21 protein-coding genes, 2 tRNA genes, 1 pseudogene and 1 riboswitch are annotated in these 26987 nt (G+C 66.5%); of the genes and pseudogenes, 18 read left to right on the plus strand and 6 right to left on the minus strand.

Features of this window, described 5'->3' with window-relative positions; all coding sequences use genetic code 11:
- Positions 1-161 precede the first annotated feature (161 nt).
- From apbC to F817_RS0113265, 4 genes are all read left to right on the plus strand, one after another.
- A complete protein-coding gene (apbC, locus tag F817_RS0113250; protein WP_024328098.1) occupies positions 162-1253 on the plus strand; it encodes an iron-sulfur cluster carrier protein ApbC in 1092 nt (363 codons plus the stop codon).
- 26 nt (positions 1254-1279) lie between these two features.
- Positions 1280-1846 (plus strand): dCTP deaminase, encoded by a 567-nt coding sequence (gene dcd, locus F817_RS0113255; RefSeq protein ID WP_024328099.1) that lies wholly within the window; start codon positions 1280-1282, stop codon positions 1844-1846.
- A 25-nt stretch (positions 1847-1871) separates the two neighbouring features.
- Complete coding sequence (locus F817_RS0113260; protein ID WP_024328100.1) at positions 1872-2777, plus strand: carbamate kinase; 906 nt, start codon at positions 1872-1874, stop codon at positions 2775-2777.
- An 83-nt stretch (positions 2778-2860) separates the two neighbouring features.
- Entirely contained in the window at positions 2861-3082 is a 222-nt protein-coding gene (locus F817_RS0113265) for a hypothetical protein (RefSeq protein ID WP_024328101.1), read from the plus strand.
- 36 nt (positions 3083-3118) lie between these two features.
- Here F817_RS0113265 and F817_RS0113270 read toward each other — a convergent pair whose 3' ends face one another.
- The 3 genes from F817_RS0113270 to fnr form a co-directional block, all read right to left on the minus strand.
- The gene (locus tag F817_RS0113270) at positions 3119-3688 is read right to left on the minus strand and encodes a DUF2058 domain-containing protein (RefSeq protein WP_024328102.1); all 570 of its coding nucleotides are present in this window, start codon (positions 3686-3688) and stop codon (positions 3119-3121) included.
- Between the two features lie 71 nt (positions 3689-3759).
- Positions 3760-4242: a DUF2390 domain-containing protein gene (locus tag F817_RS0113275; protein WP_024328103.1), complete on the minus strand. Its 483-nt coding sequence runs from the start codon at positions 4240-4242 to the stop codon at positions 3760-3762.
- Positions 4235-4966 carry a fumarate/nitrate reduction transcriptional regulator Fnr gene (gene fnr, locus F817_RS0113280; RefSeq protein WP_024328104.1) on the minus strand — a complete coding sequence of 244 codons (732 nt, stop codon included), beginning with the start codon at positions 4964-4966 and terminating at the stop codon, positions 4235-4237. Before fnr ends, F817_RS0113275 begins: the two co-directional genes overlap by 8 nt.
- Positions 4967-5248: 282 nt before the next feature.
- Between fnr and F817_RS0113285 the strand changes: the two genes are divergently transcribed.
- The 10 genes from F817_RS0113285 (at position 5249) to F817_RS0113330 (ending at position 20101) form a co-directional block, all read left to right on the plus strand.
- On the plus strand, positions 5249-6487 hold the full coding sequence (locus tag F817_RS0113285; protein ID WP_024328105.1) for a cyclopropane-fatty-acyl-phospholipid synthase family protein: 1239 nt from the start codon (positions 5249-5251) through the stop codon (positions 6485-6487).
- Positions 6488-6619: 132 nt separating this feature from the next.
- Positions 6620-8521 (plus strand): hypothetical protein, encoded by a 1902-nt coding sequence (locus tag F817_RS0113290; RefSeq protein ID WP_024328106.1) that lies wholly within the window; start codon positions 6620-6622, stop codon positions 8519-8521.
- Positions 8522-8604: 83 nt separating this feature from the next.
- Positions 8605-8850, plus strand: a riboswitch (cobalamin riboswitch).
- A 140-nt stretch (positions 8851-8990) separates the two neighbouring features.
- Positions 8991-10856, plus strand: coding sequence for a TonB-dependent receptor domain-containing protein (locus F817_RS0113295; RefSeq protein WP_024328107.1), 1866 nt, complete (start codon positions 8991-8993; stop codon positions 10854-10856).
- A 3-nt stretch (positions 10857-10859) separates the two neighbouring features.
- Complete coding sequence (locus F817_RS0113300; protein ID WP_024328108.1) at positions 10860-11414, plus strand: cob(I)yrinic acid a,c-diamide adenosyltransferase; 555 nt, start codon at positions 10860-10862, stop codon at positions 11412-11414.
- A 136-nt stretch (positions 11415-11550) separates the two neighbouring features.
- A complete protein-coding gene (locus tag F817_RS0113305) occupies positions 11551-16101 on the plus strand; it encodes a cobaltochelatase subunit CobN (RefSeq protein WP_024328109.1) in 4551 nt (1516 codons plus the stop codon).
- 150 nt (positions 16102-16251) lie between these two features.
- On the plus strand, positions 16252-16695 hold the full coding sequence (locus F817_RS0113310; protein ID WP_024328110.1) for a MotA/TolQ/ExbB proton channel family protein: 444 nt from the start codon (positions 16252-16254) through the stop codon (positions 16693-16695).
- Positions 16692-16982 (plus strand): DUF2149 domain-containing protein, encoded by a 291-nt coding sequence (locus tag F817_RS0113315; protein WP_024328111.1) that lies wholly within the window; start codon positions 16692-16694, stop codon positions 16980-16982. The genes F817_RS0113310 and F817_RS0113315 overlap by 4 nt, the downstream gene beginning before the upstream one ends.
- Before the next feature lie 59 nt (positions 16983-17041).
- Entirely contained in the window at positions 17042-17656 is a 615-nt protein-coding gene (gene cobO / locus F817_RS0113320) for a cob(I)yrinic acid a,c-diamide adenosyltransferase (protein ID WP_024328112.1), read from the plus strand.
- Positions 17653-18945 carry a cobyrinate a,c-diamide synthase gene (locus F817_RS0113325; RefSeq protein ID WP_024328113.1) on the plus strand — a complete coding sequence of 431 codons (1293 nt, stop codon included), beginning with the start codon at positions 17653-17655 and terminating at the stop codon, positions 18943-18945. The genes cobO and F817_RS0113325 overlap by 4 nt, the downstream gene beginning before the upstream one ends.
- Positions 18946-19096: 151 nt before the next feature.
- Positions 19097-20101 carry a cytochrome-c peroxidase gene (locus F817_RS0113330; RefSeq protein WP_024328114.1) on the plus strand — a complete coding sequence of 335 codons (1005 nt, stop codon included), beginning with the start codon at positions 19097-19099 and terminating at the stop codon, positions 20099-20101.
- Between the two features lie 64 nt (positions 20102-20165).
- On the opposite strand, the gene F817_RS0113335 is transcribed toward F817_RS0113330, so the two are convergent.
- Entirely contained in the window at positions 20166-20615 is a 450-nt protein-coding gene (locus tag F817_RS0113335) for a DUF4399 domain-containing protein (RefSeq protein WP_024328115.1), read from the minus strand.
- A gap of 143 nt (positions 20616-20758) precedes the next feature.
- Between F817_RS0113335 and gltX the strand changes: the two genes are divergently transcribed.
- The 4 genes from gltX (at position 20759) to F817_RS0113355 (ending at position 22632) form a co-directional block, all read left to right on the plus strand.
- Positions 20759-22165: a glutamate--tRNA ligase gene (gltX, locus tag F817_RS0113340; RefSeq protein ID WP_024328116.1), complete on the plus strand. Its 1407-nt coding sequence runs from the start codon at positions 20759-20761 to the stop codon at positions 22163-22165.
- A gap of 42 nt (positions 22166-22207) precedes the next feature.
- Positions 22208-22283 (plus strand) — tRNA-Ala (locus F817_RS0113345).
- 24 nt (positions 22284-22307) lie between these two features.
- On the plus strand, positions 22308-22532 hold the full coding sequence (locus F817_RS0113350) for a hypothetical protein (protein WP_024328117.1): 225 nt from the start codon (positions 22308-22310) through the stop codon (positions 22530-22532).
- A gap of 24 nt (positions 22533-22556) precedes the next feature.
- Positions 22557-22632, plus strand: a tRNA-Glu gene (locus F817_RS0113355).
- Positions 22633-22693: 61 nt separating this feature from the next.
- On the opposite strand, the pseudogene F817_RS14850 reads toward F817_RS0113355, so the two are convergent.
- Together F817_RS14850 and F817_RS0113360 are read right to left on the minus strand one after the other, a co-directional pair.
- Positions 22694-22873: pseudogene (locus F817_RS14850) on the minus strand (hypothetical protein); the annotation flags it as partial.
- 99 nt (positions 22874-22972) lie between these two features.
- The gene (locus F817_RS0113360) at positions 22973-26848 is read right to left on the minus strand and encodes an AAA family ATPase (protein WP_024328118.1); all 3876 of its coding nucleotides are present in this window, start codon (positions 26846-26848) and stop codon (positions 22973-22975) included.
- Between the last annotated feature and the right edge of the window lie 139 nt (positions 26849-26987).

Below are 26987 nucleotides of genomic sequence, written 5' to 3' on the forward strand. Positions count from 1 at the left end.
TAAAAACGGCGCCAGGGGGTTGACACTCGCCTGGTATCCGCCCGGTCGGGAGGCATCGACAGGTCCGGAAAGGACTGGCGGCGCGTGGTGCCATTGGCGTGGTCCGCCGGGGCCAGTAGAATCGCGCGGTCACCCCCCAATTGCTGGATGGAACGAACACCATGGCCGAACTCTCGCGCGAGCAGATCGAAAACGCCCTGAAGACCGTTCAGGACAAGTACCTGGAGCAGGACTTGGTGGCCGCCGGCGCGGTCAAGAACATCCAGGTGGAAGGCGCCCGCGCCTCCATCGCGATCGAGATGGGGTATTCCGCGAACGGCTATCACGATGAACTGCGCGCCGCGATCCAGGGTGCGCTGGCCGCGGTGCCCGGGCTCGAATCCTCCGAAGTCACGATCGGCACCAAGGTCACCACCCATGCGGTGCAGAAAAGCCTGAAGCCGATGGCCGGGATCAAGAACATCATTGCCGTCGCCTCCGGCAAGGGCGGGGTGGGCAAGTCCACCACCGCAGTCAACCTGGCGCTGGGCCTGGCGGCCGAGGGCGCCCAGGTCGGTATCCTGGACGCGGATATCTACGGCCCCAGCCAGCCGCGCATGCTGGGCATCAAGGGCAATCCGGAGTCCAAGGATGGCAAGAGCATGGAGCCGCTGGAACGTCACGGCGTGCAGGCCATGTCGATCGGCTTCCTGATCGAGGAGGACACGCCGATGATCTGGCGTGGCCCGATGGTCACCCAGGCGCTGGAGCAACTCCTGAACGAGACCAACTGGAAGGAGCTTGATTACCTGATCATCGACCTGCCGCCGGGGACCGGCGATATCCAGCTGACCCTGTCGCAGAAGATTCCCGTGTCCGGCGCGGTCATCGTGACCACGCCGCAGGACATCGCGCTGCTGGACGCGCGCAAGGGCCTGCGCATGTTCGAGAAGGTCGAGGTGCCGGTGCTCGGGATCATCGAGAACATGAGCATCCACATCTGCTCGAAGTGCGGGAACGAGGAATACATCTTTGGCCAGGGCGGTGCGGAGAACATGGCGGAAGAATACGGCGTGGACATGCTGGGTGCCCTGCCGCTGGATATCCGCATCCGCGAACAGGCCGACGGTGGCGAGCCGACCGTGATCGCCGATCCCGACGGCCGCATCACCGAGATCTACCGCGAGATTGCGCGGCGTACTGGGGCCAAGCTGGCGGAGCAGTCCAAGGACTACAGCAGCAAGTTCCCCAACATCGTGATCCAGGACAGCTGATCCATGGGGCACCAGGGACAGGGCCAATGAGCATCAAGTCGGACCGCTGGATCCGGGAGATGGCCGAGACGAAGGGCATGATCGAGCCCTTCGAGCCTGGCCAGATCCGCTATCGCGACGACCAGCGCATCGTGTCCTATGGCACGTCCAGCTACGGCTACGACGTGCGCTGCTCGGATCACTTCAAGATCTTCACCAACATCAATTCCAGCATCGTCGACCCCAAGGGGTTCGACGAGGGCAGCTTTGTGGATGTGCAGTCCGAAGTCTGCATCATCCCGCCGAACTCCTTTGCCCTGGCGCACACGGTGGAGTACTTCCGCATCCCGCGCGACGTGCTGACCATTTGCCTCGGCAAGTCCACCTACGCGCGCTGCGGCATCATCGTCAACGTGACCCCGCTGGAGCCCGAGTGGGAGGGCCACGTGACCCTGGAGTTCTCCAACACCACGCCACTGCCGGCCAAGATCTACGCCAACGAGGGCGTCGCGCAGATGCTGTTCCTGCAGTCCGACGAGGTCTGCGAGACCTCCTACAAGGACCGTGGCGGCAAGTACCAGGGCCAGCGCGGCGTCACACTGCCCCGCACCTGATCGTTCCCCGGGAGGAGGCCCCGCCATGCGCATCGTGATCGCGCTGGGCGGAAACGCCCTGCTGCAACGCGGCGAGACCCTGTCGGCCGAGGTCCAGCAACGCAACGCACGACAGGCGGCCGCGGCCATCGCGGCCGTGGCCCGCGAGCACGAGGTGGTTGTCACCCACGGGAATGGCCCCCAGGTGGGTCTGCTCGCCAACCAGGCGGAATGCGATCGCATCGCCTGGCCGCTGGACGTGGTGGGCGCCGAGAGTCACGGCATGATCGGATATGTCCTCGCGCGCGAGCTGCACAACGCGCTGGGGCACGACCGGGTGGCGAGCCTGCTGACCCAGACCGAGGTCGACCCGAACGATCCCGCCTTCGGCCATCCGGAGAAATTCATCGGCCCGACCTGGGACGAGGCCCGTGCCCGGGCGCTGGCCGACGAGCGCGGCTGGGAGGTCGCGCCGGATGGCGAGGGCTGGCGGCGCGTGGTCGCCTCGCCGGAGCCGCAGCGCCTGCTGGGCATGGACGCCGTGCGCAGTCTCGTGGATGGCGGAGCGGTCGCGATCTGCGCCGGGGGCGGGGGTGTGCCGGTCGCGCGCGACGCGGGCGGGCGCCTCCAGGGCATCGAGGCCGTGGTCGACAAGGACCTGACGGCCGCCCGCCTGGCCGCGCATGTGGAGGCCGACTGGCTGCTGATGCTGACCGATGTCGACGGGGTCTACATGGACTGGGGCACGCCGGAGGCCCGGCGCCTCAAGGCGCTCCTGGTCACGGCGGTGGACCCGGCGGCATACCCGGCCGGCTCCATGGGACCGAAGATGGAGGCCGCGCGCCGCGCGGCGGGCGAAGGGATCCGGGTCGGGATCGGTGCGCTGGGTGATGCCACCGCCATCCTCGGCGGGCAGGCCGGGACCCGGGTCCTGCCGGTGGGGGCGGCCTGAAGCCCGCCCCGCGCGCGCCGGCGCTTGCGCCGCCGGTGCGCAGGCTGCAGGCTTTCACTGTCTATGGACCAAGAGTGACGACGATGCGAGAGATTCAGCGAGCCGCCCCCCTGGTGATCGGCCTGACGGCCGTCGGCCTGCTGGCGCTGGGCTGTGGCAACGGTGGCCCCGAGGAGCAGTCGACCGGGCCCGCCCAGGGCCTGGAACAGGGCGGCATCACACCGCAGGACATGTCCAGCGACGAGGCACGACGGCCGCAGCAAGGCGGCATGCCCGCCGCGGACGTGAAGCGCGCGACGGACTGACAACCGCCGCGGTGTTCCGGTCCGCCGGGACCGACTTCACCACATGAGGTCGTCGGGTACCACGTAGTCCTTGTACGGATCGTCCGGGTCGGGATCCGACGTGGCGTCGTCCTCGGCCGGGATCACCAGTGGCCACTCGGGATCGCGCTCGCGGATGCGGTCCGCGGTCTCCCGCGGGATGACCCGGAACCCCTTCTCCGGCCGGATATCCAGACCGGCAATCGCGGCGCGGCCATCGGCCAGGCGCTTTTGCAGGTCGGCCGTCACCGGGAGGTGGCGGATTTGCCCGCCCTGCTGGAAGTGATAATCCAGCGCGGCATCGCCGGTGGGAATCGGCGCCAGGTGAGTGCTGACCAGTTCGCGGATCTGGGCGTGGCGGGCCCGGCGCTCGGCCCGCTCCTGCTGCTCGCGGTTCTTCTGCCGCGAACGCTCGGCCTGCTCGGCTTTGCGCGCTTCGGCCACGCCCGGCTCGGGACCGCTGCCGCGGTCCTTCTTCTTTTTCGCGTTGCCCTTCTGGGCCTTGTGCTTTTGCGACTTGGCCTTGCGAACCTGTTTTTCGTCCACCAGCCCCGTCTTCAGGAGCTGGCTGCGCAGATCATCCGACATGAATCCTGCCGTGTTCGGTCAATGTGCGGGGAGGATATCCGGAATAAGGGCTCGCGTGTAGCAGGGCCCCCTCAGGCGGAGGTGAACTCGCGCAACCCGTCGCGGATCTCGGTGTCTGGAAGGTCGGGGAACAGGCTGCGTAGCCGGCGTTCGGGGTCGATCACGGCAGCCCCGTCCACCTGACCGTGCAGGTGGCTGGCGTGTGTGTGCAGTTGGAGCGCCGCCAGGCGCTCGCTTTGCAACTCCAGTCCCAGCATCGCGCGGTAAAGCGGGTTTCGGTCGGGGGTGTAGAGGCGCCGGCGCAGCGCGCGGATGCGCGCGGTCCTGGATGTATTCCAGTGGTGGGCTGTCTGTCGCAGTGCGTGCCATTGCGACGCGCCCAGCGGGTGTGGATACCACAGGGCGAACGAAACCAGCATCACGTCCACGTCGAAGCCGTCCTGCCAGTGCATCAGGCGTTCGCGGGCGGCGGGATTGGCCCACAGCGCGCCGGCGAATGCCCAGAAGGCGTCGAAGTCCGTGGCCGGCTCCGGGGTGTCCCCGGCTTCAGGCACTGCTCGCGGCGGAGGTGAAACTGACCCCGGCGGTGTTGCGCAGGGTGTCGGGCTCGAGGATCTCGAGATCGCGGGTGTGGAGGCTGATCACGCCCTGATTGCGCAGCTGGGTGAACAGGCGACTGATGGTCTCCTGGGTCAGACCCAGGTGGTTGGCGATGTCGGCCCGTGACATCGGAAGGTAGAAGCGTTCGGGGGAGAGACCACGCGCGCGATGGCGTTCCGACAGTGTGATCAGGAAGGTCGCCAGGCGCTGTTCCGCCGTGCGCTGGGCGAGCAGGGCGTGCAGGCTGTCGTCCTGCGCCAGCTCCTGGCTCATCACGCTCATCATGTGCTGGCGGAACGTCGGCAGGCGGCCGGCGAGGTCATCCACATGCCCGTAGGGCACGGCACAAACGCTGGTGGATTCCAGGGCGATGGCGCTGACCGGGTGCTTGCCGGAGTGGATCGCGTCCAGCCCCAGGAGGTCGCCCGCCAAGGCAAAGCCCGTGATCTGTTCGGTGCCGTCGTCGGAGATCAGTACCGTCTTCAGCGCGCCGGTGCGGACTGCGTACAGGGCGAGGAACTGGCTCCCCATGGTGAACAGGGCCGCACCCTTGGCGATCGGCCGGCGCTGCTGGACGATCTCGTCGAGCTGCCAGAGTTCGTCCTGGGGCAGGCCCACGGGCAGACAGAGCTGGCGCAGGGTGCAGTGCTGGCATGCTTGGGTGGGTCGTAGCGTCATGGGTGCAGGGTAGCCGTTTTCTCGAGGTTGGGGAAAGGGATTTCGGGGGTCTGCCATCCGCGTCGGGAATACGGTACTGTCCCTTTGGGTAGAAGGTTTTTCGTGGGTGCGCAATCGCCGCCGCCGGGGTGGTTGACCCGGGCAACGCCACATCCCTGGCCAAGTGGACAACCCCAACACCCGCTTTTTAGACTAATTCTACATCGGGAAGAACGAATTTCAGGCCGGGATTGCATCAGAAAGCTGCGAGACCCGACCACCAGTACAGGGACAGGGGTAGAGATGGTCGAGCGATTACTCGAGCAGTACATCCGGTATGGAACGTTCGTGCTGCGGCACCCGGATGGGCGAGAGCAGCGTTTTGGGCAGGGCGCGCCGGAGATCACGATGCAACTGCACGACTCCAGTGCCCTGCGCAAGATCGGACGCGACCCCGGATACCAGCTGGGCGAGACCTACATGGATGGCCTCTGGGCACCTGGGCCGGAGGGCCTGCAGGTGTTCCTCGACGTGGCCATGCGCAATTTCGCGCCGATGTTCAAGCAGCGGGTCAACCCGGCCGTGCGGATGCTGCGTGCCCTGATCGAACAGGGCAACAAGGTCGCGCGCTCCTACCAGAACATCGCCCATCACTACGACGTCGACGAGTGGCTGTACCGCCAGTTCCTGGACGAGGGCATGTTCTACAGCTGTGCGTACTTCGAGCGCCCGGACATGACGCTGGAAGAAGCGCAGCAGGCCAAGTGCGCGATGCTGCGCAAGAAGCTCCTGCTGGAACCCGGCATGCGCGTACTGGACATCGGCTGCGGCTGGGGCGGTCTGGCCTTTCATCTCGCGGAGCACGCCGGCGTGCAGGTGGACGGCGTGACGCTGTCGAAGGAGCAGCTGCGCGTGGCCCGGGACGAGGCCAGACGCCGGGGACTGGGGGACCGGGTGCGATTCCTCTACCAGGACTATCGCGAGCACGACGACCAGTACGACCGGATCGTCAGCGTTGGCATGTTCGAGCATGTCGGTACGCCGAACTACGGCACGTTTTTCCAGCGGGTGCACGACCTGCTGAAGCCGGACGGTATCGCGGTGCTGCATACCATCGGCCGCCAGGAAGCGCCGGGCACATCCAACCCCTGGCTGAACAAGTACATCTTCCCGGGCGGTTACACGCCGGCCTTGTCCGAGGTGATGAGCGCGCTGGAGCCCACTCCTCTGTACACCACCGATATCGAGTTCTGGCGGCTGCACTATGCCGAGACCCTGGCCGAGTGGTATCGACGCTTCCAGAAGATTCGTTCCGAGGCGGTGGAACGCTTCGACGAGCGCTTCTGCCGCATGTGGGAGTTCTACCTGGCCAGTTGCGAGGGCACCTTCCGCTGGTGGGACCAGGTGGTCTTCCACGTGCAGATGGCCAAGCAGCAGGACGCGGTGCCGCTGACCCGCGACTACCTTTATCGTGACGATGCCCCCGAAGTGATCTCCACCCCGCCCGGCGATGCCCGGGCAGAGCGCAGCGACGCCGCCTGAGGGCGTACCAGGCGCGCGCGGACCGCTCGCGAAAATACCGCCCGCCGCGCGCGAACCGAACACGGTTTCCCTACACTAATGGGCACGTTGCCGCCATGCCGGTGGTAACCATCCATTCCGGAGCAGGGGCGCGTGTTCGGTCGCTTTCGTAAACGCAGGGAGGCACAGGGCCAGGAAGGCCCGCAGGCCGTCGGTCCGTCGCAGGAAAACGTCCTGATCGAGGCGGCTGGCCGCAGCCGCATTACCGAGGTGGCGGCCACCGCGCGGCGGGTCCCCTGGTCGCTGAACTTCCTGCAGCTGCTGTGGGCGGCGGGGCCGGTCACGTTCCTGGCAATGCAGGGCGGGTACTTCCTCGGGTTTGGGCATGCCGCCCCGGCGCAGAACTTCATCTTCTTTGCCGTCTATACCCTGCTGTTCGGGGTGATCGGCCTGGTCGCGCGCTTCGTGGCGGATGCCACGCGCGGCAAGCGCCAGGAACAGTCGCGTGACCAGCTGCGCAACACCATCGACCTGCTGCCGGACCTGCTGTTCGTGACCCGCGACCTGGCAATGGGCGAGCTGGCTCCGGACATGCGCCGGCGCAAAGCCGCCGAGGTGCTGTTGCACGAGGTGGATATCTCGCCCGAGGGCGTCGCCGTCGCGGTGCGCGAGATGACCGGGGACACCAGCCTGGCGACCGCGGCGGAGCAAATCGAGATCTACCGCCGCCTGGGGCTGCGCTCGCGCGTGGGTGATCTGGTGGATGCGACCGAGGACGCCCGGTTGGCCGCCCTGGAGAAGTTGCACCACGAGGCCCCGGAGGTCGCCGACCTGTTGCGGGATCGCCTGCGCGGCGTGGCGCCCACCCAGGAGGATGGCGTGCGGCGCGTGGACCAGTTCCTTGACCGGTTGTTCTCGGCCGCCGACGCCGACGATCTGGCACGCTGCACCCTCGACGACGTGCAGGCGATCTTCGTGCTCGCCTTCGAGCTGGTGAACGGGCGCCAGATCAAGCGCCTCAGCTTCGAGTGGTCTGGTGGCTGGCAACTCGGGGCCGCGCTCGACCGGCTGGAATCCCAGGGCAACCGCTTTCGTGTGGCCCAGGCGGGCGTGGTCAGCCGTCTGCGTTCGCTCGGCATTCTGCTTTCCCAGAGCGAGGCCTCGGGGCTAAACCCGCAGGCCCTGCGTGAGCCGGTCGCCAGCCTGGGCCGCCAGGTTCTGGACGCGCTGCGTGAACTGGAAGACCGGGAACCGCCGGAAAACTCCCCCGATGGACAGCTCCTGGGCCTTGCGCTGCGCCGGGTCGAGGATCTGCGGGAAGCCCGCGACCAGCTCATGCAGGCGCAGAGCCGTTACGCCAATGCGGTGGAACGCTGGGAGGCGCTGCGTCTGGCCCAGGTGGAGAAGCGGGGCGAGAAGCGCTGGTTCAAGCGGAGTGTGCGTGGCATCCGCGTCAGCGAAGAGCTGATCGAGCTGACCGACGACCAGAAACTCAAGCTGGCCAATAATTTCTGCAACTTCCTCAAGGAACTGAAGATCCAGCGCGAGGGCGACCTGTTCTACTTTGGTGGTTCGGCACTGGACGCCGAGACGGCGAAGCGCATCGGCATCCAGCTGGCCCTGATCATGGAGCCACTGGTGGACCTCACCAATCCGAGCATCCAGCGCGCGATCTATGCCAACCCGGCCGCCTATCTGGGCGGGCTCTACGTGGGGATGAGCGCGGATGCGAAGGCGGGTCTGGGATCGGCGATGGTGCGCAAGGTGCGGCAGGACCTCGGGCGCATGGCCGAATGGCTAGCGCTGCGGCTCACGCGTATCTACCACCTGCCGCTGAGTGATTCGATGCGCGATTTCCTGGTCGATCACTACGGTGCCAACCGCGAGCGCCTGGAGATGCTGGCGACACATGCCGGAGACGAGTCGCACCCGGTGGCGTTGCGTGCCGAACGCTCCCCCGAGTTCGACGCCATGCTGCAGGACAAGACCTGGGGCCTGCTGCTCAAGCGTGGGGCTCGCTACCTGTACGCCGAAGAACGTCGCCGTCGCCGATAGGGGCGCGTAGGCGGGCATAACGGCGGCGGCAGGATCGCCCGCGCATGGCGGGCCCGGCTGGTAATTTTGCGCCCAATTGTGTAGGGTTCGCTGCGTTCCTCGGTGCCCGGCCAGGCCTGGCTTGGCGGGTTAAACGGGAAGATCGGTGAGCCTCCAGCGGCTGCAAGGCCCGGAGACGAATCCGACGCTGCCCCCGCAACGGTGATCGAGCGAGAGACCGTCCGTCGGTTTCTGATGGTCGCGGCCAGTGCCACTGAACATGATGTTCGGGAAGGCGCCGCACCGGACGCTCGTCAGCCCGGAGACCGGCCAGGGAATGATCGCGCGGCATGCGGCGGGCATGCGAGGCGGATGATCGTGCCGGGCCGTTCGCCGGTCCTGGCCGATCCCCCTCGTGTCTGTCTCCCCCTGTCTGCGCGATCCCGACGAATCAACGGCGTGCGGGCGGCTCGCCGGGAGACTCTACACAATGAAACGCACAGCACTTTCCGCGGCCATCCTGCTGGCCACCAGTCCCGCCCTGGCGGACACACCGAATACCGACGATGCCCAGACGCTGGAGACCGTCCAGGTCACCGCCTCGCGCATCGCCCAGACGGTGGACGAGACGCTCGCTTCGGTGACCATCATCGACCGCGAAGAGATCGAGCGCCTGCAACCCCAGCAGTTCACCGATCTTCTGGAGGCGCGCGCGGGGATCGAAACCTCCCAGAATAGCGCCTTCGGCAAGTCCACTTCTGTGTATACGCGTGGCACGAGTTCCGACCATACGCTGCTGTTGATCGACAGCGTGCGCATGGGTTCCGCGACGACGGGCGGCGCAAGCTGGCAGTTCCTGCCTCCGGAAGAGATCGAGCGGGTGGAGATCGTGCGCGGTCCGCGCACCAGCATCTATGGTTCGGACGCGATTGGTGGGGTCGTGCAGGTCTTCACCCGGGAAGGCCGCAAGGGCCCGCCAAAGGTCAATGCGTTTGTTGGTGGTGGCAGCTTCAATACCTGGGAAACGGGGGTGGGGGTCGCTGGCGGTACCGACAACACGAACTACAGCCTTTCGGTCAGCCATTTCGAGACCGACGGTATCAACGTCCAGGACGGAGTGGGCGATGAAGACCGCGATGGCTATGACAACACCTCGCTTGCCACCAAGGTCTCGCACCGGCTCGATAATGGAGTCGAGGTTTTCGGTAATGTGCTGTACTCAGAGGGTAGGTCCGAATTCGATGGCACCGAAGATGAAACCGATTTTCGGCATGCCGCCCTTCGTGCTGGCTTGCGAGTGGCTGTAACCCCCCTTTGGGATACCGAACTCAGTGTTAGTCACAGTCGCGATGAGAACGATAATTTCAACGATGGTGTCTTTTCGTCGCGCTTCAATACGAAACGCGACGGCGTGGATTGGCGAAACGATTTCGAGATAACGGACCGTGTTTACTTGATTGCCGGGCTTGATGCGTATGAAGACCAGGTGGATAGCACCGCCGATCACGTTGAAGATTCGCGCTACAACGTCGGTGCTTATTCCGTCGTCCAGGTTGACCTGGGTCGGCATGATCTGGAGGGCAGTCTGCGCTTTGATGACAATGAGCAGTTCGGTGACAAAGTCACCGGGCAGGTGGCTTGGGGGTTGCAGGTAACGGAACCCCTGAGATTGCGCGCTTCCTATGGTACCGCCTTCAAGGCTCCAACTTTCAATGATCTCTATTTCCCAGAGTCGTCGTCTCCGTATGGGACATATCGAGGGAACCCGGGGCTAAATGCAGAAGAATCTGAAACGGTCGAGATTGGAATGCGTTACAGCATCAACGAGTCGTATCTCGACTTAAGCGTGTTTGAAACTCACGTTGATGGTCTTATCCAATACCAATGCGTTACCAATTGTAATGACCTCAACCCCGCTACGGATGTGAACGAGCCTCGAAATGTTAACGAGGCGCGGATTCGTGGGTTGGAGATCGAGGGCGGACACGATATCGGCGCATGGAGCTCTCGTGCTGCTCTGACGATACTGGATACAGAGAACCGAGACACTGGTAATGAATTGTCTCGCCGCTCTCCTCTGACTGTCCGCTTCGATCTGGACCGTCAGTTCCAGCGCATTTCCCTCGGAGGGTCAGTAATTGCGAAAAGTCGGGCAAAGGAAGATCTGTTTGGTGGGGATCAGGCACGTTTATCCGGCTATGGGCTGTTGAACCTTCGAGCGAGCTATCAGATTCATCCGGAATGGCAGCTTCAGGCTTCGGTCCAGAACGTGTTCGACAAGGACTACGAGACGGCGGGCGGCTACAACCAGCCGGGGCGTGCCGCGTTCGTGAAACTGCGTTATCAGCAGAGGTGATCCATGGGTAATCGACTGTCGAAGATTGCGACCCGCACGGGTGACGAAGGCCGAACCGGCCTTGGTGACGGCTCGCGGGTGGACAAGGACTCGCATCGCGTCGAGGCCTTCGGTGATGTGGATGAACTGAACAGCGTCGTGGGTCGCCTTTTGATCCACGACCTGCCCGAGGAGGTTCGTCGGAGCTTGGCCCTGGTGCAGCACGAGCTGTTCGATCTGGGTGCAGAGCTGGCGGTGCCGGGTCATCAGGCCTTGCCCGATGCCTCGGTCGAACGACTGGACGTCGAGCTGGAGTCCTTCAATGCGGATCTGCCGGCCCTGAAGGAGTTCATCCTGCCGGGCGGTGGGCCCGCCGCGGCGGATTGCCATATCGCGCGTACCGTGTGTCGGCGCGCCGAGCGGCGGCTGGTGGCGCTCAATCACCACGAGGCATTGCGCCCCGGTTCGCTGGCCTACATCAATCGGCTCTCGGATCTGCTGTTCATCCTCTGTCGCGTGCTGGCGCGCCACGAGAACGGGCAAGAGGTTCTCTGGCAGCCGGCGAACCAACGCGGCTGAGACGTTCTCGGTCCCGAGCCAGCAGCCCGCGTAGCCGGGTGCCGTGTCGACGGCACCCGCACTTGTTGCCGAATGGCCCGATGCCGGGCCATTCCGGCGAACTCACGGCTTGATCTCGTATTCGGAGAGTTCCTGCATGCCGTTTCTTCTTCCTGTCGTTTTGCTTCTTCTCGCGGTCTTTCCTGCGGGAGCCCTGGCGGCCGATGACCCGAAGATCGTTGGGGTGGTGTCGGATCGCTCCGCGGCGGAGGTGACAGCCGGGGCGCACCGGTTCCTCGAGTCCCATCCGCACGCCGAGATTATCCTGCGCACGCCCGAGCAGCTGGCGGACAAGTCCGATGGTTCGCTGACGGCATTGTGGCGCGATGCCGATGCTGTGCTGGTCGCGGCAGTGTTCGGTGACGAGGCAGGGCGGCTGGAACGCCTGCTGCGGGCCGAACCACCCGCCGACGGGGTGCCGATCCTGGCGATCAACAGCGAACGCCGCCTGACGGTGTTGTCGCGCATCGGCGGCGACGCCGTGCTGGAAGGGCTGGATGACGATGCCCGTACGGAGCTGGCCGAGAACCCCGAACCCGGCGAGGACCCGCGCGATCATCTGACAAAGCAACAGGAGCGCTTTCCCGAGCAGGCGGACTGGCTAAAGGGCCGTGCGTTGTATCAGGGGCGCACGCCGGAGAACATGGAGGGCCTGATGCGCTGGCTGGCCGCGCACGGCGGCCACGCGATCGACGTGCCCGATCCGGACCCGCGCGAGACCATCCGTTATTACCGTCATGGCGGTTCCAGTCCCGATCCGGACGCTCTCGACCTGGAGGCGGGTCCGGCCGTGGCGCTGCTGGATCTGGATACCGGTGACCGGCCGGGCGACCGCGCCCTGCTGGATGCGGCCTGTGAGGCCCTAGAGAACCGAGATATCCAGTGTTTTGTGGTGCTCGCGCGCTGGGGCGGGGCGAGCCGCGAAGCGGTCGAGACCCTCGCGGATGCGACCGGACCGGCGAATCTGGCGGGGGTTGTCAGCCTGCAGGACTTCGTGGTCGGCGGGGGTGGCAACCGCGAGGCGGTGGCCGAGGCCTTCGGCGAGCTGGATGTCCCGGTGATCAAGGGCATCCGACTGGCGGCCGTGAGCGCGACCCAGTGGCGGCTGTCGCACGAAGGCATCCCCTGGGACAAGGTGCACTACCACGTGGCCATGCCGGAGTTGCAGGGCATGAGCCAGCCGATGGTGCTGGCAGCCGCGGGCACCCCGGAACAGGACGAACGCACGGGCGTGCGCCTGACACTGACCGAGCCGGTCGGCGAGCGTGTCGAGGCCCTGGCCGACCGGGTCGCTCGCTGGCAGCGTCTGCGCAGCCTCGACAACGCGGACAAGCGGGTGGCGGTCGTCTACTACAACCATCCGCCGGGTCGCCAGAACATCGGCGCCGACAAGCTGGACGTGCCCGAGTCGTTGCTGGAGATCCTGCAGAACCTGGAGGCGGCCGGCTATGACCTGGGGGGCACAGTGCCGGAGGATGCCGAAGCCCTGCTGGACATGATCCAGGACCGGGCGGTGAACCTTCCGGAGCAGGCGGACGCGCTGGACGCGATCGCCGGCCGGGTGCCCTCGCTCGATCGCGAGCAGTACCAGGCCTATTTCGACACCCTGCCGGAGTCGATCCGGGCCGAGTTGGTGGATGGCCCGATCGGCTATCTGCAGGCGCGCCTGGGGGCAGCCAAGGCCGCCGACAAGGTCGAGCTCGCTCAAGCCGCGCTGGAAAGCGGCGTTGGCGATCTGCGCCACATGCTCGAGAGCTATCCGCACGCGGCCCAGGACCGGGCACTGGACCTGCTGGCCCAGTACGAGGAGGCCTGGGAGGCCACGCTGGCGGGGGAAGACGCGCATGCTACGACCGAGCAACTGCGCAAGGCGCTGGTGCGTACGGGCATCCCGGGCCTGACCGGCTGGGGCGAGCCGCCGGGCGAGGCGATGACCCGCGACGGCGAGATGCTGTTCCCCGGGATCGAGTTCGGCAACGTGTTCATCGGGCCGCAGCCGACGCGTGGCTGGGAGGTCAGCGAGCGCCTGCTGCACGCGAATACCACCTTCCCCCCGACCCACCAGTATGTCGGCTTCTACCACTGGATCCGCGACCACTTCGAGGCGGATGCACTGGTCTATGTCGGCCGCCACTCGACCCGCGAATTTCTGCCGCGCCGGCGCGCGGGGCTGGCGCCGGATGACTACCCCGAGATCCTCGGGGGCGCCCTGCCAATCATCTATCCCTACATCGTCGATGGCGTGGGCGAGGGCATCCAGGCCAAGCGCCGCGCCATGGGCGTGATGATCAGCCACCTCACCCCGCCACTGGCGGCCACGGAGCTGTACGACAGCCTGCTGGAGCTGCGTCAGCTGGTGGAGACCTACGAGGCCGCCGCGCAGCCGGATGCCGCGACGCGCTCGCGAGCCGTCCAGACCCTGCGCGAACGCATCGAGGACCTCGGCCTGACCGAGACCATCGAGCGCGAGCTGGCCCGGGGCCATCACCACGATCACGGGCATCACCATGATGACCACGGCGATCACCACGAGGGCCACCACGACGCGTCCGACTCCGGGGATGGGGAAGGGCATGCGGACGAACACGGCGATGAGCATCGCGATGCGGACCATCACCGCGAACACGGGGAAGAAGAACACGAACACGCTCATGAGCATGACCACGCGGACGAGCATGCGCACGAGGGTCTTGACGAACACACAACGACTCCGCTGGCCGAGATGGACGAGGAGTTGCTGGTCCACGAGATCGGTCACTATCTGACCGACATGCAGGAAGACCAGATGCCGCTGGGGCTGCATGTGTTCGGGCGTGACTGGAGGGACGAGGCCGTGGACACGATGCTCGAGTCGATGGCGGGTGACGACGCGTTCGGCGGCGACTGGGACGCCAAGCTGCGTGGATCCCCGGCCAGCGAGCGCGCGCATCTGCTGGCGGCGCTGGAAGGCCGTTTCGTGCCGCCCGGGCAGGGAAATGACCCGATCCGCACTCCGGAGGTATTGCCGACCGGGCGCAACTTCCATGCGCTGGCGGCGGATCTGGTGCCCACACGCATCGCCTGGGGCATTGGCCAGGAACTGGCCGCGGATGCCCGCGCGCACGGCGATCCCGAGGCGGATGGCAGCGAGGCGATCATCCTCTGGGCATCGGATACCGTGCGCGACGAGGGCGTGATGATTGCCTTCGGCATGGACATGCTGGGCATCCGCCCGGCCTGGAACAGCCGCGGGATCGTCCAGGGACTGGAGCGCATGGACCTCGACGAGGCCGGGCGCGATCGCCGTCGCGATGCCCTGTTCACCACCTCCGGTCTGTTCCGCGACCTCTACGAGGATCAGCTGGTGTGGCTGGATCGCGCCGCCCGCCTCGCGCTGGACGGCTCGTCCGAGATCATTCTTGAGGAGCACCCCGAGCTGGAAGAGGCACTGGACGCGGCCCTGGCCCCGCTGGGGCCGGACCTGCGCGATCCGGGCGCCGAGCCGCTGGCGCGCAACGACGTGGCCGCCCAGTGGGTGGAAGACACCCAGGCCCTGCGCGGCGCAGGCCTCAATGGCGTCGAAGCGGGTCAGCAGGCCGCGCTGCGTGTGTTCGGTACCGCCCCCGGGGCCTATGGGGCCGGGGTCAATCGTCTCGCGGACCGTTCCGGTGCCTGGGAGGACCGCGCCGAACTGGGGGCGGCCTACCTCCGCCGAATGGGTCATGCCTATGGCGCGGATGAGTCCGGTGGCTCCGCACACGAGGCGTTCGAGGCCCGTCTGGGCCAGGTCGGGCGCACCTACCTTGGGCGCGCCTCGCACCTCTACGGCCTGCTGGACAACGACGACGGTTTCGATTTCCAGGGCGGGCTGTCCACCGCGGTCGAGAGCATCCGCGGCGCGGTGCCGGACAACCGCGTGCTGCAGCACGCCGATCCGGACGACCCGCGGGTGGAGACCCTCGGCCGCGCGCTGATGCGCGAGCTGCAGGGGCAGAACCTGAACCCGCAGTGGATCGAGCCGCTGATGGATCACGGCTATGCCGGGGCGCGCACGATGGCGCGGGATTTCGTCGACAACCTTTGGGGCTGGCAGGTCACCAACCCGGAGATCATCCGCTCCTGGGTCTGGGACGAGGTGCACGACGTGTATCTGCAGGACCGCCACGGGCTGGGCCTGGACGCGTTCCTGGCCGACGGCCACAACGTGCACGTGAAGACCCATCTGCAGGCCGTTCATCTGGTCGCGGCGAACCACGGATTCTGGGACGCCGATCCCGAGGTGCTGGATGCCCTGTCCAAGCGCTTCGCGGAACTGGTCGTCGAGCATGGCCTGCCGGGCAGCGGCCATACGCGCCCGGACCATCCCATGCTGGACGAGGTGGCCGAGCGCCTGGACGACGCTGACCTGCGCGAGGCCTTCGAGGCGGTGCGGGCGGCCGCGCAGATCGACCGGGCGGAGCCCGAGGCCGACCCCAGTCGCGCCACCGAGATCCAGCCGCTGGAAGACCCTACCGCGCAGGAGGTGCAGGAGATCCCCGAGCCGGCCGAGGCCGACGGCGGCCAGGAGACCGGCGACGAGGCGGCGGGCATGCCCTGGCTCCCCTGGCTGGTTGCCGCTGCGCTGTTCCTGCTGCTGCTCGGCGGCATCGCCACGGGCCGGCGGCGTTAACGGCTGGGGGCGGGAAATCCCCGGGCCCTGTACTTGTAGGAGCCGAGCCCTCTCGGCGATTGCGGCATCGGCCACGCCCCATCGGCCAGAGGCTGGCCTCCTACAGAAGGCCGTACGAATGGCTGAACAAAGGTTAGTGAGGTAAACCGAATGTCTTTCTCGATCACGATGGAGCTGATGGACACCGTGGTGCGCTGGCTGCTGGAGCCGGTAATCGTCGGCCTGCTGGTGCTGGTCGCGGTGGCCGTCTGGGAGCTCGGGCTGGCCCTGGGTGAACGCTCCGGTGGGGTACGCCGCTTGGAATTGAGCGGCGATGTCGAACGCCTCGCCTACCGTGCCCGGCGGCGCATCGACCGCGCCGATCTGCTGGCGCGCATCGGACCGATGCTCGGGCTGATGGGTACGCTGATCCCGCTGGGTCCGGGGCTGGCCGCGATGGGTCGGGGCGAACTGGAAATCCTCGCCCAGGCCGTTACGGTGGCGTTCAATACCACGGTTCTGGGGCTGCTGGTCGGCATTCTCGGCTTCCTGCTCGGGCGCCTGCGTCGCCGCTGGTATGACGCGGCGATGGAGCGTATGGAGGCGGCGGCATGAGGGTCCCGCACTACCGCGCCTCGCGCTTCGACGCGCCCGACGAGGAGCCGATGGGCCCCTTGGCCAATCTGGCCGACATCATGCTGGTGTTCGCCGTCGGCCTGATGGTGGTGATGGCCGCATCGGGCAGCGGGCTGGAACCGGCCAGTGGCGGTGCCGAGATCGAACCCGGGCGCGAGATCCCGGATCCTCCCGCCGGCGCCGGCGAGGCTGGCTCGGGTTTTGAATCCATGGGGCAGGTCTACCGCGACCCGGAGACCGGCCGGATGATCCTGATCGGCGAATAGCCATTCCCGGGGCCGTCCGAACCCCCGTATGACGCAACGATGCAAGGAGTAACAAGAACATGAGCGACGACACCGAAGCGGCTCGCGCCGAACGCCACGCTCAGCGCATGGCGCGCAAGAAGGAGATCGTGGACCGCAAGATCGCCGAGGCCCAGGAGGAGAAGGGCGTGTTCCTGATCCTGACCGGCAACGGCAAGGGCAAGAGCTCCTCCGGCTTCGGCATGGTGGCCCGGGCCCTGGGGCACGGCATGCACGTGGGCATCGTCCAGTTCATCAAGGGGCAGTTCGCCACCGGCGAGGAGGCCTTCTTCCGCGGTCAGGACAACGTGCAGTACCACGTGATGGGCGAGGGTTACACCTGGGAGACCCAGGACCGCGAGAAGGATGTCGAGGCCGCCCGCGATGCCTGGGCGCATGCCCGCGACATGCTGCGCGATCCGAACGTCGACCTGGTACTGCTCGACGAGCTGCACATCGCGCTGAAATACCAGTACCTGGACGTGGCGGAGGTCCTCGATGACCTTGCCAACCGCCCGCCGATGCAGCACGTCATCACCACCGGCCGCGCCGCGCCCAAGGCCCTGATCGAGGCGGCCGATACCGTCAGCGAGATCGGCGTGGTCAAGCACGCCTTCCAGGCCGGCATCAAGGCACAGAAGGGCATCGAGCTGTGAGTGCGAGCTGCCCCGCCGCGTTCGTGGCGGCCCCGGCCTCGGGCCAGGGCAAGACCACGATCACCGCCGCCATCGCCCGTTACCATCGCAACCAGGGCCGGCGCGTGCGCGTATTCAAGACCGGCCCCGACTTCCTCGACCCAATGATTTTGGAGCAGGCCTCCGGCCATCCGGTGGATCCGCTGCACCTGTGGATGGTCGGCGAAGCCGCCTGCAAGGCGAAGCTGTACGAGGCCGCCCAGGAGTCGGATCTCATCCTGGTCGAGGGCTCGATGGGTCTGTTCGATGGCGATCCGTCCGGAGCGGATCTGGCCGTCCGCTTTGGCCTGCCGGTGCTAGCCCTGATCGACGCCGGGGGCATGGCGCAGACCTTTGGAGCGATTGTGCACGGGCTGGCGACCTACCGCGCGGACTTGTCCCTTACGGGAGTCATCGCCAACCGCACCGGTAGCGCGCGTCATGGCCAGATGCTGGCCGAGAGCATGCCCGCGGGCGTGCACTTCTACGGCGCCGTCCCCCGCAACGAAGAACTCAGCGTGCCGGATCGCCACCTGGGCCTGGTCCAGGCCGGCGAGATCGACGATCTCGATGCCCGGCTGCAAGCGGCGGCGACCGCGATCGAAGAGGCCGGCGTCACGGAGCTTCCAGCACCGGTCACGTTCGAGCCCGAGCCGATGCCGGAGATCGCGCGCGAGCTCGAGGGCGTTCGGGTCGGTATCGCGCGGGATGCCGCGTTTGCGTTTACGTATCCCGGCAACCTGGATCTGCTGCGCGCGTTGGGGGCCCAATTGGCGTTCTTTTCTCCGGTTGCAGGGGATCGTCTTCCAGACGTCGATGCGGTTTGGTTGCCCGGTGGATACCCGGAACTGCACCTGGACACCCTGGCGGCCAATACCGGGCTCAAGGAAGACCTCGCCAAGCATCAGGCGGCGGGGCGACCGTTGCTCGCCGAGTGTGGCGGTTTTCTCTATCTGCTGGATGAACTGACGAACCGGGACGGTCACAGCGCGCCCATGGCCGGTCTGATTCCGGGGCAGGCCCGGTTGGAATCGAAGTTACAGGGGCTGGGGCTGCAGAGCGCCCCGTTTCCCGAGGGTGAGCTTCGTGGCCACACCTTCCACCACACCCATGCGGATGTGGAGTGGGAGCCGATTGCCCATTGTCGGCGTGCCCGAGACGGGGGAACGGCCGCCGAGGCCATCTACCGAGAGGGGCGCCTGACGGCGGGTTATCTGCACGCGTACTTTCCCTCCAATCCCGATGCCGTGGCGGGTCTATTTCGGGGCTGAACACGCTTCCTTCGTGTCCGTTGATCTGGATCAACGGAACGTTCGATTTTGATCGCGTCCGGTTTCCCGCGTGGGTAGGGTGGGTTTCAGGCGATCTGGACTGAGTCTAGATCGGTCCGAGCCGACACTCATTCCCCAAGGGAGACCTGCCATGAAGACACTTTCCGGATTCCGCGTGACGGCACTGGCCGCCTGTGCGGCACTTGCGTTCGGGGCCTCGGCGCCAGCGCTGGCCGATACGGACTACTCGCAATATCGCGACGTGTTCGAGCCGTTGCCGGCGCTGCCGCCGATCCCGGCGGACAACTCGATGACGAAAGAAAAGATCGAGCTGGGCAAGATGCTGTTCTTCGAGCCACGCATCTCCAGCTCGGGCGTGATCTCCTGCGCGACCTGCCACAATCCGGCGCTGGGCTGGGCGGACCGCATCCCGCGCGCGGTGGGGCATGATGGTCAGGTCGGCGAGCGCAACACCCCGACGGTGCTGAACTCCGGCTTCTTCACGGCGCAGTTCTGGGATGGCCGCGAGGACGACCTGGAAGGCCAGGCGCTGGGTCCGATCCAGGACGCGATCGAGATGGCGATGCCGCTGGAGGACGCAATCGAGCGTCTGGAAGAGTTCAACGAGTATCAGGAGAAGTTCGAGGCGGCCTACCCCGACTATGACGGCGACAACGTGATCAACACCGATCACGTGGCCAAGGCCCTGGCCACCTTCCAGCGCACGCTGAACACCCCGAACTCGCCGCTGGATCGCTGGCTGGTCGGGGACGAGGGCGCGATGAGCGAGCAGCAGATGCGCGGGATGAAGCTGTTTGCAGACAACGGCTGCGTGGCCTGCCACGCGGGCCCGGCGCTGACCGACAGCAACTTCCATCGGATCCAGGTGCCGGGCTCGGAAGACGAGGGCCGTTACCTGGTGACCGGGGAGGAGAGTGATCGCTTTGCCTTCAAGACCCCGACCCTGCGCAATGTGGCCCTGACCTACCCCTACATGAACAACGGCGAGACCGCGACGCTGGACGAGGCGATCCGCATCATGGGGCAGGAGATGCTGGGTATGGAGTTCAGCGACGAGGAAGTCGCGGACCTCGAGGCCTTCATGCATGCGTTGACCGGTGACATGCCGCAGTTCGAGATTCCGGCACTGCCGTAAGCGAGCGGTCGCCACTGGCGATGACAAGCCCCCTCCGGGTCCGGCGGGGGCTTTTTTGTGTCGCCTATTCGACGGTGATGGTGATCTTGTCGGAGGTCACCGGCGGGTCGAAGCTGAGGTGGCGGTAGTCCATGAAGAGCAATTGCAGGGTGTGGGTGCCCGGCTCCAGTTCGATTTCGCCTTCTGTCTGTCCGCCTCCGAAGTGTCGCTTGTGGTCGGAGAAGGGGAGCGACGTATCCAGATCGACTTCGTCCAGCGGTTTGTTGACCAGCAGGTGGTGATGCCCGGTGTTGTCAGCCTCGACACCGGCTGGTGCGATGCCCATGCCGCGAAGGCCCATCTGAATGCGCACGGGACTCTCGACGGTGTCGCCATCCTGTGGGCTGATGAAATACACCTTGGTCTCATCGGGGGCCGAAACGCGTTCCATGCTGGCGACATTGCCGACGGCCAGGGTGAACCCTCCAGTGACCAGGGCGACGGTTGCGAGGCGGGTGAACGAAACGGTTGTCATCACGACTCCTTCGGGCGGTGGATGCCCGTGCGGTTGCCTGTCTCGAGTATAGCCGGCGGAAACGGGACCACCGGGTCATCGGGGCGCATCGTTCTGCTACCCTAGGCGCCCCTTTTTTGCTCACCGGTATCGAGTCCACACGCATGACGTTCAAAACCCGTTTTGCCCCCAGTCCCACCGGTTATCTGCACATCGGTGGTGCCCGTACCGCACTGTTCTCCTGGCTGTACGCCCGCCACCACGGTGGCGAGTTCGTGCTCCGCATCGAGGACACCGATCTCGAGCGCAGCACGGCCGAGTCGGTGAACGCCATCCTCGAGGGCATGAACTGGCTGGGGCTGACCTACGATCACGGGCCGTTCTATCAGACGGAACGTTTTGACCGGTACAAGGAAGTGATCGATCAGCTGATGGCTGCCGGCCACGCCTATCGCTGCTACTGCACGAAGGAAGAGCTGGACGCGATGCGCGAGGAGCAAAAGGCGCGCAAGGAAAAGCCGCGCTATGACGGTCGCTGCCGCGCCCGCACCGAGCCGCGCGAAGGCGTGGAGCCGGTCATCCGCTTCCGCACCCCGGACGAGGGCGTGACGGTCGTCGACGACATGGTGCGCGGCAAGGTCGCCTTCCAGAACAGCGAACTGGACGATCTCATCATCGCCCGCTCCGATGGCTCGCCGACCTACAACCTGACCGTGGTCGTCGACGACATGGACATGGGTATCACCCACGTGGTCCGCGGTGACGATCACCTGAACAACACCCCACGCCAGATCAACATCCTCAAGGCGCTGGGCGTGGAGCCGCCGCGCTATGGCCACCTGCCGATGATCATGGGCCCGGACGGTGCCAAGCTGTCCAAGCGCCATGGCGCGGTGTCGGTCATGCAGTACCGCGAAGAGGGCTACCTGCCGGAGGCGTTGCTGAACTATCTGGTGCGCCTGGGTTGGGCCCACGGTGACCAGGAGATCTTCTCGGTGGACGAACTGGTGCGCCTGTTCGATATCGAGGACGTCAATCAATCCGCCTCCGCGATCAACCCCGACAAGCTCCTGTGGCTGAACCAGCACTACATCAAGACGCTGGACCCGGACCACGTGGCGCTGGAGTTCGGCTGGCACCTGGGGCAGCTGGGGATCGATCCGAGCCACGGGCCGGCGATGCGCGATGTCGTCATTGCCCAGCGCGAGCGTGCCCGCACGCTGCGCGAGATGGCCGAGAACAGCGTGTATTTCTATCGCGAGTTCGAGGACTACGACGAGAAGGCGGCGCGCAAGCAGCTGACCGCCGAGGCCAGGCCCGTCCTGCAGACCCTGCACGACGGATTCAGCGCCCTGGGCGCCTGGGAGAAGGAGCCACTGCACGAGGTGGTGGTGCATACCGGCGAGCGGCTGGATCTGAAGCTGGGCAAGGTGGCGCAGCCCCTGCGAGTGGCCCTGACCGGGGGTACGGTGTCCCCGCCAATCGATGATACGTTGGTGCTGATCGGGCGCGAGCGCGCACTGGCCCGGATCGACCGCGCGTTGGAGAAAATTTCCGCCGAGGCGGGTTGACACATTTCGGGGTGCTGGCTACAGTACGCGCTCGCCTGACACGGGGCCATAGCTCAGCTGGGAGAGCGCCTGCATGGCATGCAGGAGGTCGGCGGTTCGATCCCGCCTGGCTCCACCATTCAGGGGTACTGCGAGTTCATTAATGCATCGTTTTGGAGTCATATCGCTCTACGTTGGATTGGTGCTGGCAGTGGTCGGATTGATCGGCGGTTTCGGGCTGATGCTCACCGGGGAACAGACCTGGTCGAAGCCCCTCATTGCGCTGGTGCCGATCGGGTTTTTGCTGGTATTCAACGGGCTGGTGACGACGCTTCTGCATCGCGCACCAGGTAGCGAGGAAGACCGGCCCAAGGGCCCACCCGAGTAAGAAGAAAGAAGACGTTGCCTCTACGTCCCCATCGTCTAGAGGCCTAGGACACCGCCCTTTCACGGCGGCGACCGGGGTTCGAATCCCCGTGGGGACGCCATATCCCGAAAAGGCCCGAACCGCAAGGTTCGGGCCTTTTCTTTTGTGGTGCAGGCAACCCCGGCAAACAACGTATTGGAAAGCCCTGGCGGAAGAGTGTCCGGCAGCCGGCCGGTACGCGCGGCCTCGAGGGCGTAACGCGTGAGCTCCTCGAGAAACAGCGGGACGCCCTCGCCACGTTCGATCAGCTGGTCGCGCGGGCCACTGGAAAGGCGCCCATTCGGGTCCATGCGGTCCACCAGGATGAAACGGCTCCCGAGTGCTGCTGCCCGCGCTGGTGGAAAAGTCTGGGGCGGCAGGTTCGTGGCGGTCGCCGGGCGCTTGCCCCGGCAGGGTGGATGTCAGGCGAGACGCGGGTCGCGCTGGCGGGGTTCGTCGGGGTGCGAGCGGGGGATGATGCAGTGGTTGATCCGCAGGAGTTCGCGTTCGGCCCAGGTTTGCACCTGGGAGTCGGTGGCGAATCGGGCGTAATCGAGCAGGGTCTGGCGTTCGATATTGGGGTTGCCCTGTTCGTGGGCGATCCGGCGGGCGCGCTCCAGTTCCTTCCAGCCCTCTTCGTCTTGCGCGTCGCTGTTGGCCAGCAGCGCGACCGCGCGCAGTCGCCGGATTGCGGGTTCGAAAGCGAGATCTCCGCGTTTTCGACAGCCGGAGAGGGCCTCGTCCGCGACTGCCAGACACTGCTCCGGGGCGGTGTCACTGGTCTGCAGGGCATCCAGCAGGACCAGCTGGAAGATGGTGTTGACGCCATCCATGATGTGGCGCATCGCCTCCACCTGCTGTTCGATGGCCTCGTGCGCGTCGGCTTGCCCCTGCCGGGCCAGGGCCCAGCTCTCGAGGGTGATGCCCGCCGCGCGCCACAGCGGGTAGTCGTACTCCCGGGCGATGGAGAGCGCGCGGCGCGCGGCGGGCAGGGCCGACTCCGGGTCCGCGCAGTAGAAGCCGAGGACCGAGCGGAAGGTATGCACGAAGGCCTCGGTGGGCCGGTGGCCAAGCTGGTCCGCCTGCTTGCAGGCGGCATCCATCTCGGTCCAGGCGCGGGCGTGATTGCCCAGATGGAGCAGGGTCCAGGCCATGAAACCACGGGCGCTGATCGCGGGGTTTTCGGTGTGGCGCGCCACCAGGGTGGCGTGATCCTCGTCGCGGTAGAGCTCGACCGCCTGCGTCTGGTGTTCCAGGGCTTCGGCGAAACGCCCGGTCCAGAAGTGGGTGTTGCCCTGCACATAATGCGCCGCGATCTTCAGCAGACGGTCGCCGGAGCGTTCGGCCAGCTGTTCCATCTCGGCGGCGAGGCGATGTGCCTCCTGGAATCCGTGCCAGGAGCCGGCGCCATGCCACAGGCCCCAGAGGACACGGAAGTACTGGACCGGGTCCTGTTCCGGGGCGGTCAGGCGCATGGCGCGCTCGAAGATGTCGTTGACCATGCGGGACCCGTAGCCCAGCAGGGCCAGGTTGGAGGCCCCCAGGCCGCCCAGGGCGCGGAGGGTGTCCTGTTCGTAGCCCCCCTTCTTGCCCTTTTCCTGCGCCTCCGGATGGCGCTCCAGGCAGCCGAGGGCATCCTCGAAATACTGCGAGGCCTCCGGGAGGATGCCGCGCGCAAAGGCAGCCTCGCCCGCCCGCAGCCAGGCGGCCACCGCCTCCGAGTAGCGACCGGCGTGGTAGAGGTGATCGGCGATGCGGCCCCAGTCCGCGGTCTGCATGCCGTTTTCGCCGTCTTCCTGCATCAGGTCGGCCAGCTGGCCGTGCAGACGGGTGCGGTCGCTCAGCAGCATCGATTCGTAGGCCGCCTGGCGGAACAGGACGTGGCGGAAGCGATAGCGCACACCATCTACCATGCCGGCGGGTTCGATGAAGCCCTTCCCGGTCAGGCGCGTCAGCTGGCGACGGATCGTATCGGCCGGCTGGCCGCGCAGGCGGCTGAGGATTCGGGTATCGAAGTCGCGGCCGATTACGGCTGCCGAATGTGCCAGTTCGCGGGCGCTGCCCAGTTGTTCCAGACGGGCGACGAGAAGATTGGAAAGCCCCGGCGGAAGGGTGTCCGGCAGGCGGCCGGTACGCGCGGCCTCGAGGGCATAACGTGTGAGCTCCTCGAGAAACAGCGGGACGCCCTCGCCACGTTCGATCAGCTGGTCGCGCAGGCCACTGGAAAGGCGGCCATTCGGGTCCAGGCGGTCCACCAGGTCGTGTGCGGCGGCATCGTCCAGCCCGTGGAGGCGGATGTGCTCCAGCGACAGGTCGCGCCAGGAGGAGCGAAAGCTCATGCGCGCCGTCAGGATGGCCATGATCGGCTGGCGATGCAGGCGCTGGTACAGCCGTCGCAGGAACTCCGAGGTGCCGGAGTCCATCCAGTGCAGGTCGTCGCAGATCAGCAGGGTCGGGCCATGGGCGGCACGGCGGTGGACCAGTTCGACCAGCGTGTCGATGATGCGGTCGCGGTCCAGCCCCTCGTGGGCAAGGCTTTCGGGACCGTCGGCGTCCGGGTGGGTCAGCCAGTGGGCGAGGCGTGGCGCGAGCTCGGCGGCTGTCCCCGCATGCTTGAGGGCGCCTTCCAGATGCCGCTGGCGGGCCTCGCGCAGGCTATCGTTTCCCATCCAGGTGGCGAAGGCCTGGCGTACGGGCGCCAGGAGCTGCCGGGTACGATCCTCGCGGCACTTGAGCAGGTAGCGCGAGCGAGCCTGCCCGCGGACTTGCTGGTCGAGACCGCGGGCAAGCCGGCTCTTGCCCAGCCCGGCCTCGCCCTGGACCAGCACGAAGCGGAGCTCGCCGCTCTCCAGGACCTGGTCCCAGTGCCCGCGAAGCTGCTGCAGTTCCGGACTGCGCCCGGTCAGGGGCGTCAGGCCGCGCAGGCTCTGTGCATCCACCCGGTCCAGCGGACCGGGGTCGCTGGTGACGCGGTAGGCACCGGTGCCGTCCTCTGCCTCGCGGAAGGTGAAGTACCCCGAGACGCGAGCGTAGGTCGGTTCGCTGACTCGCAGGGTGCCGGGATCGGCATGCTGGGCGCAGTCGTGGACGCGAGCGGTGAGCTGGCCGGTCGGATCGGGCAGGTCGGGGTCGACACCGGTGACAATCAGGTCGGTATCCACGGCCAGGCGCAGTTGACAGTCGGCGGGAGCGGTCTCCAGGGCTTGCCAGGCGGCATGCACGGCGTCGACGGTCGCCTCCTCGCGCCCGGCCGGGTAGCCGAAATAGGCCAGCAGCCCGTGTCCCGGGGAGGGCACGACATGGCCGTGATGGCTCAGCAGGACGAAGTCGACATGCTCCAGGGCGCGGTTGACCTGCTGCTGCTGGACCTCGATGTCGGCGCTCGCATCGGGCTGGACATGGCAGGCCACGACCGTGACGCGGCGGCGTTCGGGGCGCAGGATGGCCGGTTCGGGCTCCTCGGTGTTGACGTGCTGGCTGCTGGCCTCGGCGCGTTCGGCGCCGAGGATTTCCTCGCGCGTGCGCGCCAGGAGCTCGCCGGGCGCCTTGCCGGCCTCGGCCTCGAGATGGCAATAGTGATCGAGCGCGCGCTTCGGGTGGCCGCTGGCTGCGAGGGCCTTCATCAGGAGATGGTGCAGGGTCTCGTCGTGTGGCTCCATTGCCAGCAGGCGGTGGAGCTCGGCGAGCAGCGGCTCGCCCTCGTTGGGCTTGGCCAGCTCGACAAGGTTGTGGGTGATGAAGACGAGAAGATTTTGCCAGTGATGGTCGCGCTGGGCCTGGGCCCAGGCGGACAGTTCCGGGAGATCCTGCAGGGCGCGCAGGCCCTCGAGGAAGTGCCCGCGGTAGTCGCAGACGATCGACAGGTTCGGATGTGCGGCGGTGGCTGCGCGGCTTTCGGCGGTGCGTCGCTCGGCGCGGGCACGCTCGGCAGGCGGGGTGGTCGTCTCGCGGCCCTCGGCGGCGCGGCGTTCGGCGCGCGCACGATGCAGGGTGAGGAAGTCGATGGACGATCCCGGTTGTGGCTGGAAGCGGACATAGCGGGGCGTGGCGTCGAGCAGCGGGGGATCGCTGTCCGGAAGCTGGCGGCGCAGCTGGAACAGGCCCTGGCGCAGGTTGACCCGGGCGCTGTCGGAGTCGAGGTCTGGCCAGAACAGGCGTGCCAGCTCCTCGCGCGGGATGCGCCGGGGACTCTCGGCCGCCACATAGGTCAGGAGCAGACCCAGCTTGGTCCCGGACAGGGCGGGTATGTCACGGTCCTGCACGCGTACGCCGACGGTGCCGAAGGTCGTGATTTCCATATGCGCCAAAGCGGTCTCCGTCTTTCTCGGCAGTCGTTGGCTGCCATTCGTGTGCCGGTCAAACAACCTGGCTACCGTACCCTCCGGCGTGATTCCGGCGCGGGGTTCGTGTCCGCCTGACTGGATTGTACCGGCATTC

The organism is Thioalkalivibrio sp. AKL19, from assembly GCF_000420165.1.
Classification (GTDB): Bacteria; Pseudomonadota; Gammaproteobacteria; order Ectothiorhodospirales; family Ectothiorhodospiraceae; genus Thioalkalivibrio.

Coding starts and splice junctions, on each gene's coding strand:
- F817_RS0113305 (WP_024328109.1), top strand. CDS start 11,551: ATGCCGTTTCTTCTTCCTGTCGTTTTGCTTCTTCTCGCGGTCTTTCCT.
- F817_RS0113265 (WP_024328101.1), top strand. CDS start 2,861: ATGCGAGAGATTCAGCGAGCCGCCCCCCTGGTGATCGGCCTGACGGCC.
- F817_RS0113360 (WP_024328118.1), bottom strand. CDS start 26,848: ATGGAAATCACGACCTTCGGCACCGTCGGCGTACGCGTGCAGGACCGT.
- F817_RS0113335 (WP_024328115.1), bottom strand. CDS start 20,615: ATGACAACCGTTTCGTTCACCCGCCTCGCAACCGTCGCCCTGGTCACT.
- gltX (WP_024328116.1), top strand. CDS start 20,759: ATGACGTTCAAAACCCGTTTTGCCCCCAGTCCCACCGGTTATCTGCAC.
- apbC (WP_024328098.1), top strand. CDS start 162: ATGGCCGAACTCTCGCGCGAGCAGATCGAAAACGCCCTGAAGACCGTT.
- cobO (WP_024328112.1), top strand. CDS start 17,042: ATGAGCGACGACACCGAAGCGGCTCGCGCCGAACGCCACGCTCAGCGC.
- dcd (WP_024328099.1), top strand. CDS start 1,280: ATGAGCATCAAGTCGGACCGCTGGATCCGGGAGATGGCCGAGACGAAG.
- F817_RS0113315 (WP_024328111.1), top strand. CDS start 16,692: ATGAGGGTCCCGCACTACCGCGCCTCGCGCTTCGACGCGCCCGACGAG.
- F817_RS0113330 (WP_024328114.1), top strand. CDS start 19,097: ATGAAGACACTTTCCGGATTCCGCGTGACGGCACTGGCCGCCTGTGCG.
- F817_RS0113295 (WP_024328107.1), top strand. CDS start 8,991: ATGAAACGCACAGCACTTTCCGCGGCCATCCTGCTGGCCACCAGTCCC.
- F817_RS0113285 (WP_024328105.1), top strand. CDS start 5,249: ATGGTCGAGCGATTACTCGAGCAGTACATCCGGTATGGAACGTTCGTG.
- F817_RS0113300 (WP_024328108.1), top strand. CDS start 10,860: ATGGGTAATCGACTGTCGAAGATTGCGACCCGCACGGGTGACGAAGGC.
- F817_RS0113260 (WP_024328100.1), top strand. CDS start 1,872: ATGCGCATCGTGATCGCGCTGGGCGGAAACGCCCTGCTGCAACGCGGC.
- F817_RS0113350 (WP_024328117.1), top strand. CDS start 22,308: ATGCATCGTTTTGGAGTCATATCGCTCTACGTTGGATTGGTGCTGGCA.
- F817_RS0113270 (WP_024328102.1), bottom strand. CDS start 3,688: ATGTCGGATGATCTGCGCAGCCAGCTCCTGAAGACGGGGCTGGTGGAC.
- fnr (WP_024328104.1), bottom strand. CDS start 4,966: ATGACGCTACGACCCACCCAAGCATGCCAGCACTGCACCCTGCGCCAG.
- F817_RS0113310 (WP_024328110.1), top strand. CDS start 16,252: ATGTCTTTCTCGATCACGATGGAGCTGATGGACACCGTGGTGCGCTGG.